Annotated in this window: 4 protein-coding genes; 2 read left to right on the top strand and 2 right to left on the bottom strand. The window is 61.2% G+C overall.

Features of this window, described 5'->3' with window-relative positions; all coding sequences use genetic code 11:
- Nucleotides 1-27: 27 nt before the first annotated feature.
- A complete protein-coding gene (locus tag ABI_RS24755) occupies nucleotides 28-912 on the bottom strand; it encodes a CmcJ/NvfI family oxidoreductase (RefSeq protein WP_006273624.1) in 885 nt (294 codons plus the stop codon).
- An 89-nt stretch (nucleotides 913-1,001) separates the two neighbouring features.
- Here ABI_RS24755 and ABI_RS13740 point away from each other — a divergent pair, with 89 nt between their 5' ends.
- On the top strand, nucleotides 1,002-2,948 hold the full coding sequence (locus tag ABI_RS13740; RefSeq protein ID WP_006273623.1) for a DNA/RNA helicase domain-containing protein: 1,947 nt from the start codon (nucleotides 1,002-1,004) through the stop codon (nucleotides 2,946-2,948).
- Here the strand turns inward: ABI_RS13740 and ABI_RS13735 are convergent, their stop codons facing one another.
- Complete coding sequence (locus ABI_RS13735; RefSeq protein ID WP_157138895.1) at nucleotides 2,949-3,260, bottom strand: hypothetical protein; 312 nt, start codon at nucleotides 3,258-3,260, stop codon at nucleotides 2,949-2,951. It abuts the gene before it with no gap.
- Nucleotides 3,261-3,668: 408 nt separating this feature from the next.
- Between ABI_RS13735 and ctrA the strand changes: the two genes are divergently transcribed.
- A complete protein-coding gene (ctrA, locus tag ABI_RS13730) occupies nucleotides 3,669-4,370 on the top strand; it encodes a response regulator transcription factor CtrA (RefSeq protein WP_006273621.1) in 702 nt (233 codons plus the stop codon).
- Nucleotides 4,371-4,471: the final 101 nt, after the last annotated feature.

The following is a 4,471-nucleotide window of genomic DNA, read 5'->3' as shown; positions in this document are numbered from 1 at the left end:
CCTAGCGGGTTTGGCCCGACTACCCCGCTACCCCATCACAAACACCCCGACCCGATGCTCGCAGCTCTGCCTTGGCTCAGCATCCTCAGGCGTTCGCGGATCGGTGAAAGCCGTATGGAAACAGGTCTGCAGACCCTTCCGGCGCCCATCCTTGAAGTACTCGAACAGCTTGAACACCAGCACCTCGCCGGTGGTTATGCCGGGGTAATACCACCACCTCTGCTCAGGACTGTATTTCAACGATAGCTGATTGGTGTTCTTGCCCGACGGCGCGAACCCGACCAGAGCCGCCGGCACCAAATCCTCCATTTCGATCGAATGCGGATCGCACACCGCCAGGGGCATATGCCGCAATGGCCCGGCCATATAGACAGGCCGCCAGAGATCGAGCACCACGAAACCCGCCACCTCCGGCCGCTCGAACCGCGCCCGCCACGCCGCTGCGAACGCCGCCGACGAAAACGCCTCCAGGCTTTCCTGATAATCGTCCGGCGTCAGGCCATAGTCCTGATGCACTCCGTTGGCGTAGATATTGCCGGTATTGGGCCCGCGCCGGATCAGGAACGGCCCCTGTTCGAACTCCAGCCGCTGCCCCGGCATCAACCGGTTTCTGATCAGCGCCTCGACCTCCGGCATATAGATCCGCGCAATCTCGTTACGCTCCAAAGGCGCCGCGCCCCCGGCATCCCAGTCCTTCACCGCCGACAGATGGTCCAGCAACACAAAACCGCGCGCATCCAGAAAATCTGCTGCATCCTGACCGCCCTGCAAAACCCGCGCGTCCTGTATCGTAATCGGCGGCGCTTCCGCCCACGGCATGGAATCGAACGGCGGCTTGATGCGGATCTGCACCGGTCCGTCCAGTTTCAGATCGCGGCGGATAAAGCCGTTCAGAGTGGTTTCGACGGTCATGGCAGCCTCCGGTTCCTACATTGGGGCGCCAATACAGCTTGGCAAGGCCCGCCTGACCTGGTTTAACCGGCTGCAACCCAGGGGGTTGGATGCGCGCCTACTACTCCGCCGATCGCGACAAATTCTACGCCGACACGCCTGACCATATCCTCGGCGAACTGGCGCGCGGCCATCATTTCGCGCTCGACCTGGAACAGAAGCGCGCCTGGCAGCAACAGATCAACCTCCTACGCGTCGCCTTGGACGACGAGGAAACCTTCACCGTCCATTTCGAGTTCGCCATCCCGCGCATGGGCAAACGGGCCGATGCCGTCCTAATGGTGCGCGGCTGCGTCTTCGTCATCGAGTTCAAGGTCGGCTCGGATCAGTACGACCGCCACGCCGTCGAACAGGTCGAGGACTACGCCCTCGACCTGAAGAACTTCCACCACGGCAGCCATCACCTGTCGATCGTGCCCATCCTGGTGCCGACCTGGGTGACGGAGTCGAAACCCTACCAACTGGAACTGGCCCTGGACCAGGTCGCCAAGCCCCTGCTGATCGCTGTCGCCGACCTGGCCCAGGTCATCCGCCTGATCAGCCGCAGCCACCATAACCATGTCGACGCGACTCAATGGCTGAGCAGCGGCTATCGCCCGACCCCGACCATCATTCAGGCGGCGACCCATCTTTATGCCACCCATGCCGTTACCGACATCACCCGCAGCGACGCCGACGCCATCAATCTGGGGCGCACCCAGACCGTCCTCAACGACGTCATCGACACCTGCCGGGCGCAAGGCAAAAAGGCCGTCTGCTTCGTCACCGGCGTGCCCGGCGCCGGAAAAACCCTGGCCGGGCTGAATATCGCCACCCAAAGGAGCGCCAGCCGCGACGACCAGCACGCCACTTTCTTATCAGGCAACGGTCCCCTGGTCGACGTCCTGCGTGAGGCTTTGGCCCGCGACTACGCCTTGCGCAGTAAAGCCCGCAAATCCGACGCCCATCGCAACGTCCACGCCTTCATTCAGAACATCCACCACTTCCGCGACGAATATGTCCGCGACGAAGGGCCGCCGTCGGACCACATCGTCATCTTCGACGAAGCCCAGCGCGCCTGGACCCGCGCCCAAGCGTCGAAATTCATGCAAACCAAACGCGCCGTCGCCGATTTCGACATGTCCGAGCCCGAATTTCTGCTCGGCGTAATGGACCGCCACCCTGACTGGTGCGCGGTGGTCTGCCTGGTCGGCGGCGGCCAGGAGATCAATGTCGGCGAGGCCGGCCTATCGGAATGGATGGCCGCCATCCGCGACCGCTTCCCCGACTGGCAGGTCCATGCCTCGGCCCAGATCGTCCAGCCCGATTACGACCTCAACAACGACGCCCGCGCCTTTATCGCCTCGGGTCAGGTCACCCTGCACGACGACCTGCACCTGGGTGTGTCCATGCGCTCCTTCCGCGCCGAAACTCTGTCGGACTTTATTTCACACCTCCTCAACGGCGATGCCGAAGCCGCCCGCACAGCCCATGCCAGCCTGGATCATTATCCGCTGGTGCTTACCCGCGACCTCAACCGGGCAAAACAATGGCTGCGTGACCAGGCCCGCGGCTCGGAACGCTTCGGCCTTGTGGCCTCGTCGGGCGCCCACCGCCTGCGCCCGGAAGGCCTGCACATCAAGGCCGGCATCGACCCGCCCGTCTGGTTCCTCAACGACCGCAGCGACGTCCGTTCGTCCTTCTATCTGGAGGAGGTCGCCACCGAGTTCGACGTCCAGGGCCTTGAGCTGGACTGGACAGCCGTGTGCTGGGACGCCGACCTGCGTTACCTCAGCGGCTGGCACGGCCAGACCTTCAAGGGCACGCGCTGGCAGTCCATCAATGATCGCTTCCGCCGTCTGTACCTGAAAAATGCCTATCGCGTCATCCTGACCCGGGCGCGCCAGGGTATGGTGATTTTTGTGCCGCACGGCGATGATGCCGACGCCACCCGGCCGCGCGCCTTCTATGACGGCACCTGGGATTTCCTGCTCCGTTGCGGCATTCCGGCCCTCTGATCAGGCCTGCTCGATGATCACGTCCGGCTTCGGATTGGGCGGCGCCGCACTCAGCTCAAACCGGATGTCGCGCGCACGATAGTCCAAGGTGACCGATGCGAACTGACGCAAATAATCCATCCCGATCAGCAGGCTGGGCCGGTATTTGGCTTTCCCACGACGAAGTCGGGCACACCGGCAATCACCAGCGATCTCGCCGCCGGAATCCCGGACAATCTTCGCCGGTTCTGAGAACCGCAACGCCTTGCCGGCAAAGTCGAAGGTCACCCGCGTGCCGTCGATGGCATCCAGCCCCAGATAACCATCGGACATGACGAAACAGCGCGGCAACACCGGCAAGGTCAATCCGGCGCGCCGGAAGACGCCGAAAGCCAGTGCCTTATGTCCATGCCCCTAACCCGGTCACGAAAAAGCCGTCTGAGTCGCCGAAAATATTCCTCCGATTCCATGCGCTGCGATCTTGAGTCTTTTGAATCACACTGTGTGATTCAAAAGACTCACCTTTGGGTTCGAGGCCAAAATGGCCGCAAACAATCCTGTGAATAAAGAGAAACCTTGACTCGCGACTCTTGCCGCCGATTCGCAAATCACCTTACGTCCTTGAACTGAATTATTAAGCTTAACCAATCTTAAGGGATTTGCTGTCTAGCATGCGTCACTAGGGCGGATGCATGTTGCCTCCGCAGATCTCTTTAGCCACCGAAGCCGGGAGGGGCTTAAATGCGCGTACTACTTATTGAAGACGATAGCGCCACGGCGCAAAGCATCGAATTGATGCTAAAATCCGAAGGCTTTAACGTCTATACGACCGACCTCGGTGAAGAAGGCGTCGATCTGGGTAAGATCTACGACTACGACCTGATCCTGCTCGACCTGTCCCTGCCGGACATGTCCGGCCTGGAAGTCCTGCGCCAACTGCGCGTTGGCAAGGTCAATACGCCCGTCATGATCCTGTCGGGCACGTCGGAAATCGACACCAAGGTCAAGACGCTCGGCGGCGGTGCCGACGACTATATGACCAAGCCTTTCCACAAGGACGAGCTGATCGCCCGTATCCACGCTGTGGTCCGCCGTTCCAAGGGCCATGCCCAGTCGATCATCCGCACGGGCGACATCGTCGTCAATCTGGATGCCAAGACCGTCGAAGTCTCGGGCAACCGCGTGCACCTGACCGGCAAGGAATACGAGATGCTGGAGCTTCTCTCCCTGCGTAAGGGCACGACCCTTACCAAGGAAATGTTCCTGAATCACCTGTACGGTGGCATGGACGAGCCGGAACTGAAGATCATCGACGTGTTTATCTGCAAGCTGCGCAAGAAGCTGGCGGTAGCGGCGGATGGCAACCACTACATCGAAACCGTCTGGGGCCGCGGCTACGTCCTGCGCGACCCGCACGATCAATCGGGCACCGTCGCCGCCTAAGCGACGCCGACACTGGTATCTAAAAAGCCTGCCGTCCTCTCGCGGCAGGCTTTTTTTGTGCGATTGAGCAAGGGATGTTTCTCTTCTCCCTCTCCCCACGT

Origin of the sequence: Asticcacaulis biprosthecium C19 (assembly GCF_000204015.1) — a bacterium.
Classification (GTDB): domain Bacteria; phylum Pseudomonadota; class Alphaproteobacteria; order Caulobacterales; family Caulobacteraceae; genus Asticcacaulis; species Asticcacaulis biprosthecius.
Note: the sequence above shows the minus strand (reverse complement) of the source record. Positions and strands in the feature narration are given on the sequence as shown.

Bases quoted from the DNA above. Each gene is read 5' to 3' on its own strand.
- ABI_RS24755 (WP_006273624.1), bottom strand. From the start codon at position 912: ATGACCGTCGAAACCACTCTGAACGGCTTTATCCGCCGCGATCTGAAA.
- ABI_RS13740 (WP_006273623.1), top strand. From the start codon at position 1,002: ATGCGCGCCTACTACTCCGCCGATCGCGACAAATTCTACGCCGACACG.
- ABI_RS13735 (WP_157138895.1), bottom strand. From the start codon at position 3,260: ATGTCCGATGGTTATCTGGGGCTGGATGCCATCGACGGCACGCGGGTG.
- ctrA (WP_006273621.1), top strand. From the start codon at position 3,669: ATGCGCGTACTACTTATTGAAGACGATAGCGCCACGGCGCAAAGCATC.